Here is a 6,507-nt window from a genome sequence, read left to right on the forward strand (position 1 = left end):
TAAGAATGGATACATCTTCAAAAATATATATTGCAGGCCATAAAGGTATGGTTGGTTCTGCTGTTTGGCGAGCATTGGAACAAAAAGGATATAATAATTTGATTGGTAAATCTAGTAAAGAACTGGATTTGCGCAATCAAAGCGCAGTTATACAGTTCATTGCTGAAGAGCAACCAGATGCTATTGTCGATGCTGCAGCTAGGGTAGGTGGTATTTTGGCTAATAATGACTATCCTTACCAATTTTTAATGGAGAACTTACAAATTCAAAACAATCTTATTGATGCAGCGCATAAACATAATGTCGCTAAATTTGTGTTTTTAGGAAGTTCTTGTATTTATCCAAAGTTGGCACCACAGCCTTTAAAGGAGGAATATCTTTTAACGGATAGTTTGGAGCCGACAAATGAGTGGTATGCCATCGCTAAAATTGCAGGTGTAAAGGCATGTGAGGCGATTAGAGAACAATACAAAAAGGATTTTGTAAGTTTGATGCCTACAAATTTGTATGGCTCATTTGATAATTTCGATTTAAAAACTTCCCATGTGCTACCGGCTATGATTAGAAAGTTCCATGAAGCCAAATTAAATGATAATGCACCTGTGACTTTGTGGGGAAGTGGAGAGCCAATGCGTGAATTTTTGCATGTAGACGATATGGCCAAATCAGTGGTGTTTGCAATTGAAAATGAACTTTCAGAGCATTTATATAATGTTGGTACAGGAACGGATATCACAATTAAAGAATTGGCACTGACTATTCAGGGAATAGTGGGGCATCATGGGGAAATTATTTGGGATTCGACCAAACCTAATGGAACACCTAGAAAATTATTGGATGTGTCTAAATTGAACCAACAAGGTTGGAAAGCTTCCATTCCATTGAAAGAGGGGATAGCACAAACCTATCGATGGTTTTTAGAACACATAGAAGATATAAAGCAAGTAAAACTTTCAAATTAAAGTAATGACAATAAAAAATATATGCTGTATTGGGGCTGGTTATGTTGGTGGTCCTACAATGGCTGTAATTGCCCAAAAAAATCCTAATGTAAAAGTAACGGTTGTAGATCTTAATAAGGCTAGGATTGCAGCTTGGAATGACGAGGATTTGTCGAAATTACCGGTTTACGAACCTGGTTTGGATAAAGTAGTAGAAGAGGCAAGAGGAAGAAATCTCTTTTTTTCTACTGAAGTAGACAAGGCTATCGAAGAGGCAGAAATGATCTTCATTTCTGTAAACACCCCAACCAAGACTTATGGTGAAGGAAAAGGAATGGCCGCCGATTTAAAGTATGTGGAATTGTGTGCACGTCAAATTGCTAGAGTAGCTAAAGGCGATAAGATTGTTGTTGAGAAGTCTACCCTTCCCGTAAGAACGGCTCAAGCTGTAAAAAGTATTTTAGCCAATACAGGAAACGGACATAAATTTTCAATTTTATCCAATCCTGAATTTTTAGCTGAAGGTACTGCAGTGGAGGATTTGCAAAGTCCAGACAGAGTCCTGATTGGAGGAGAAGATACTCCCGAAGGTAAAGAAGCGATGCAAGCTTTGGTTGATATTTATGCTAGTTGGGTGCCAAGAGAACAGATTTTAACAACCAATGTATGGTCTTCCGAATTGTCTAAATTGGTAGCTAATGCTTTCTTAGCTCAGCGTGTGTCTTCTATTAACGCTATTTCGGAATTATGTGAAGCTACCGAAGCTGACGTAGAAGAAGTGTCTAGAGCCATTGGGAAAGATTCTAGAATTGGGCCTAAGTTTTTGAAAGCTTCTGTTGGTTTTGGAGGTTCTTGTTTTCAAAAGGATATTTTAAATCTAGTATACATTTCCAAGTCGCTAGGACTAAATGAGGTGGCTAATTACTGGGAGCAGGTCATCATAATGAACGATTACCAAAAGTACCGTTTTGCGAAAAAAATTATCACAACTTTATATAACACTATTGCAGACAAAAAGATTGCATTTTTAGGGTGGGCCTTTAAAAAGGATACCAACGATACTCGAGAGAGTGCAGCAATTTATGTCGCTGAACATTTGCTTCAGGAACAGGCCAATATTGTGGTTTACGATCCAAAAGTGACTGAAGAGCAAATATATTCTGATTTGGAATATTTAGGAACCTTGTCTTCCGAAGACATCAAAAACAGGGTGACTGTTGTTAATGACCCCTATAAAGCCATGAATGAGGCGCATGCCGTAGCGGTTTTGACCGAGTGGGACGAGTTTAAAACGTATGATTGGGAAAGGGTTTATGAAAAAATGATGAAGCCTGCGTTTGTGTTTGATGGAAGACGTTTGTTAGACGTGGATCAATTGACTGAGCTAGGGTTTAAGATGTATACCATTGGTAAGTAATGCAATTTCATGAAAGAAACATCCAATTATCATTTAGAAATAACCCCGAAGTCTAGTATATTTAAATTAAATTTAAAAGAGCTTTGGAACTATAAAGACTTACTTTTTTTGTTTGTGCGGCGTGATTTTGTAGCAGTGTATAAGCAAACAGTGCTTGGGCCCTTATGGTTTGTGATTCAGCCTATACTTACGTCGGTCATGCAGTTGCTTATTTTTACTAAAGTAGCCAAACTATCAGTAGATGGTATGCCTCCTATACTGTTTTACCTTTCAGGGAATATTATGTGGCAATATTTTGCAGGCTGTTTAACCGTAACATCCAACACTTTTAGGGGAAACGCAGGGATTTTTGGAAAGGTCTATTTTCCAAGGTTAATTTTGCCTATGTCTTTAGTAATATCCCAGTTATTAAAATTTGGGATTCAATTTGGATTATTTTTGGTGGTTTGGGTTTGGTTTTTGTCAGGGAATAAAACAAACGTCTCTATAAACCCAAACAGTTTTATGTTGTTGCTTCCTTTGTTAGTAATGATGATGGCTGCTTTGTCTTTAGGATTAGGGATGATTATTTCCTCTCTAACCACCAAGTATCGTGATTTTAGTTTTCTTTTGGGTTTTGTGGTTCAACTGGCCATGTATGCCTCGGTGGTGATCTTGCCACTTTCAGCTGTACCGCAGCAATATAGATGGATTATTTTGGCTAATCCAATGACAGCTATTATTGAAACCTTTAGACATGCATTTATGGGGACTGGTGTAATTAATTGGTTGTACTTGGGGTACAGTTTTGGCTTTATGCTTGTGGTGTTAAGTATTGGAGTCATTGTCTTCAATAAGGTGGAGAAAACCTTTATGGATACGGTATAATTAAAAAGTCTAAAGAGGAACATGAGTAAACCCATTTTAAAAGTAGAAAATTTAAGCAAACAATACCGTTTAGGGAATGTTGGTACGGGGTCTTTGGTACACGATGTCAACCGCTGGTGGCACACTGTTAGAGGAAAGGAAGATCCCTATTTAACCATTGGAGAGGCTAATGATAGAACGGTAAAAGGGGGGTCTGACTATGTGTGGGCGCTTCAAGATATTAATTTTGAGGTTCAGCAAGGAGAAGTTTTAGGGATTGTCGGTAAAAACGGTGCGGGAAAATCCACCTTGTTAAAGCTGTTAAGTAGAGTGACAGCACCTACCACAGGTAAAATTACGGCTTATGGTCGTATTGCCTCATTATTAGAAGTAGGGACGGGGTTTCATCCAGAGCTTACTGGAAGAGAAAACATTTTTTTAAATGGTGCCATTTTAGGAATGACCAAACCGGAAATAAGGTCTAAGTTTGATGAAATCGTTGATTTTGCTGGATGTGAACGCTATATTGATACGCCTGTGAAACGCTATTCCTCGGGGATGTATGTACGGTTAGCTTTTGCTGTAGCGGCACATTTGGAACCTGAAATTTTAATTGTAGACGAGGTTTTGGCGGTAGGGGATGCCGAGTTCCAAAAAAAGGCCATTGGGAAGATGAAAGAAGTTAGCCAAGGACAAGGCAGAACTGTATTGTTTGTAAGTCATAATATGGCATCTGTTAAAAGCCTGTGTACTTCTGCAATTTTATTAGAAAATGGTAAAGTAGCAATACCCAAAAATACTCCAGACTATATTATAGATAAATATGTGAGAGGTAACCAGGTAGATGATTTTAAGAATATCAGTGAGCAAGTCGATCGAAAAGGAAATGGTAAATTATTGTTTCAAGATTGTATACTAACACAAGTAAAAGGTTCTACTCATAATTCTATTAAGTTGGGAGAGAGTTGTGAATTTATAATTAAAATAAAAAATACAACCTCAATTGATTATTCAAGTATAAACCTCTCTATTTCACTGAAGAATATGCATGGTGATCCTGTTACTAATTTTAATAATTATGCAACAGGAGAGATACTAAGTATAAAAGCAAACGAGACTAAAGAATTTAGTGTTAAAATACAAGGTCTCAATTTGTATCCCAATACCTATTATTTTGGATTGTATTCAGAATTAAATGGAGAAATGACCGACTGGATAGGTAATGCTGGTCGAATAGAAATCATTGAAAATGATTTTTTTAATTCAGGTAGGTTAATCCCTAAGGGGCAAGGAGCCATATTAATTAAACATTCTTTTTTAGGGTGAAAATAGGATTGTACTTTAATAATAAAGGCATTGAAAATGTTGATTTAAGATTTCCTGAAAAAGGGAATCCTGGTGTTGGTGGGACACAGTTCAATATTTTAACTTTAGCTTATTACTATAATAGACAATATAAAGATAGTAAGATAGTGTTAATGGTTGAAAGTTTAATTAACCTCCCAGACGAAATTATAGCCGTTAAGGTATCAAATGAAAATGAGGCCATAGAGTATTGTTCAAAAAATGCATTTGATATTTATGTATATGTACCTGCTGGACCAACTTTATATAAAAGAGAAGAAATTTTCAAAGATTTTGAAGGGAGTAATCTCAAAGTTATTGCTTGGGCACATAATACTCCTCAAGAAAATGTACTGGGTAAAATTGTTGAATCTCCCAACATTAAACGGGTGATTTGTGTCGGCAATGAACAAAAAGATCGGATTAGGGATCATGAAATTATTTATAAAACAGAAGCTATTAATAATTTATTTTGTCCAAAACCTTATATTCCGAATGATGAAGTAGAAAAGAAGAAATCTGTTGTTTATTTAGGTAGCCTTGTTCCTGAAAAGGGCTTTCATATGGTCGCTAAAATTTGGAAAAAGGTTCTTATGGAAGTTCCCGATGCAAAATTACATGTAATTGGGTCTGGTAAACTTTACAATAGAAATTCTAAATTGGGTAAATATGATATTGCTGATGAAAAATATGAAAATCAATTTATGCCTTATTTGCTAGATGACAACGGAAAACTATTGAAATCCGTAATTTTTCACGGTGTTTTAGGTAAGGAAAAAATTGATATAATACAATCGGCTTCAGTCGCTATTTCTAATCCTACAGGAAGTACTGAAAATTGCCCGGGTTCTTCAATAGAAATGCAAGCCTGTGGTACTTACACTATTGCAGCCAATAAACAAGGATTCTTGGATACCATAAATAAAAGCGGTTCAGGTATTTTGATAGATGATAAAGAAGAATTAAAATTAGAAATAATTAAGGCTTTATTAGAACCTAAAAGTACGGGGGATGTATTAAAATATGCTTTGCCTTTTATAAATAAGGAATTTGGACCAAATAAGGTCGTATGCCAATGGAATAAATTATTTTTAAACGTTTTAAATAACAAAAAGTTAGCTGTTAGTTTTCCGACTAAAAATATTTTTAAAGAGAGCAAATTAAAAAGAGAGTTTATGAGGTTGACAAAATTAATTTTTCCAAAAAGCAAAAAAATTCCTCCAATTAGATTTCTGTCTTATAATCCTAGTTGGAAAAATTTGTTGTACTTGATTTGGAAGAGTAATTATATATCGAATGATTAATATTGTCATATTATTATAAAATGGGTTTAAAAAGTAAAATGATTAAGATGTTGGTAAAGGATCATAAACCAAATAGGGAACTTCCTATTTATTTCGATCCTAGTCCATTGGTTAGTGAAAAGGAAAAATTAGGGTTGTTTTGGACACCTAAATCGGGTTGTACTTTGGCAGTCAAATGGTTTTTTTTTCAAACAGGAAATTTAGAAGAAGCTCTAGAATATGATTCTTGGGTTCATAACTATAGAACTGATATTTATCAAAATGGTAGTGACTATTATAAATTATTAAATAATTTAGATGTTAATAATTATCGTTTTGTAAAGTTTGCTCGTAATCCTTACACTAGAACCGTAAGTAGTTTCTTTCATGTTTTAATGATGTATCAAAATACTGATCCGAGGATGGCTAAAATTAAGAAAGAAACACTTAAAGTTTTTCTTCCCCATGGAGAAGATTCGTTGAGTTTTAGAAGTTTTGTAGATATACTACATGATAATATAGATAATTCTTTGGATGCTCATATAGGAAGGCAATTCCATCCTTTAGAGTCTAAATTAGGCAATAAACCGTTTATTGTTCAAATCGAAAATTTCCAAGAAGAATTAGATAAATTTGAACAATCTACTAATTTGAGAAAAAGTAATCAGGATAAAAT

At 34.9% G+C, this 6,507-nt stretch carries 6 protein-coding genes; all 6 read left to right on the forward strand.

The features are described 5' to 3' along the window. Positions 1-5: 5 nt before the first annotated feature. Complete coding sequence (locus ZA05_RS07370) at positions 6-962, forward strand: GDP-L-fucose synthase (protein WP_053991024.1); 957 nt, start codon at positions 6-8, stop codon at positions 960-962. 4 nt (positions 963-966) lie between these two features. After that, entirely contained in the window at positions 967-2,358 is a 1,392-nt protein-coding gene (locus ZA05_RS07375) for a UDP-glucose 6-dehydrogenase (protein WP_053991025.1), read from the forward strand. Between the two features lie 9 nt (positions 2,359-2,367). Then, entirely contained in the window at positions 2,368-3,225 is an 858-nt protein-coding gene (locus ZA05_RS07380; RefSeq protein ID WP_053991026.1) for an ABC transporter permease, read from the forward strand. A 21-nt stretch (positions 3,226-3,246) separates the two neighbouring features. Next, positions 3,247-4,530, forward strand: a complete 1,284-nt coding sequence (locus ZA05_RS07385) for an ABC transporter ATP-binding protein (RefSeq protein ID WP_053991027.1) — start codon at positions 3,247-3,249, stop codon at positions 4,528-4,530. Next, positions 4,527-5,852, forward strand: coding sequence for a glycosyltransferase family 4 protein (locus ZA05_RS07390; protein ID WP_053991028.1), 1,326 nt, complete (start codon positions 4,527-4,529; stop codon positions 5,850-5,852). The genes ZA05_RS07385 and ZA05_RS07390 overlap by 4 nt, the downstream gene beginning before the upstream one ends. A 47-nt stretch (positions 5,853-5,899) precedes the next feature. Further along, positions 5,900-6,507: sulfotransferase family 2 domain-containing protein (locus ZA05_RS07395; RefSeq protein WP_197276062.1), on the forward strand; the 608-nt coding region annotated here is incomplete at its 3' end.

The organism is Mangrovimonas sp. TPBH4 (assembly GCF_001280505.1).
In the GTDB taxonomy this organism is placed as follows: Bacteria; Bacteroidota; Bacteroidia; order Flavobacteriales; family Flavobacteriaceae; genus Mangrovimonas_A.

Coding starts and splice junctions, on each gene's coding strand:
- ZA05_RS07370 (WP_053991024.1), top strand. CDS start 6: ATGGATACATCTTCAAAAATATATATTGCAGGCCATAAAGGTATGGTT.
- ZA05_RS07375 (WP_053991025.1), top strand. CDS start 967: ATGACAATAAAAAATATATGCTGTATTGGGGCTGGTTATGTTGGTGGT.
- ZA05_RS07380 (WP_053991026.1), top strand. CDS start 2,368: ATGAAAGAAACATCCAATTATCATTTAGAAATAACCCCGAAGTCTAGT.
- ZA05_RS07385 (WP_053991027.1), top strand. CDS start 3,247: ATGAGTAAACCCATTTTAAAAGTAGAAAATTTAAGCAAACAATACCGT.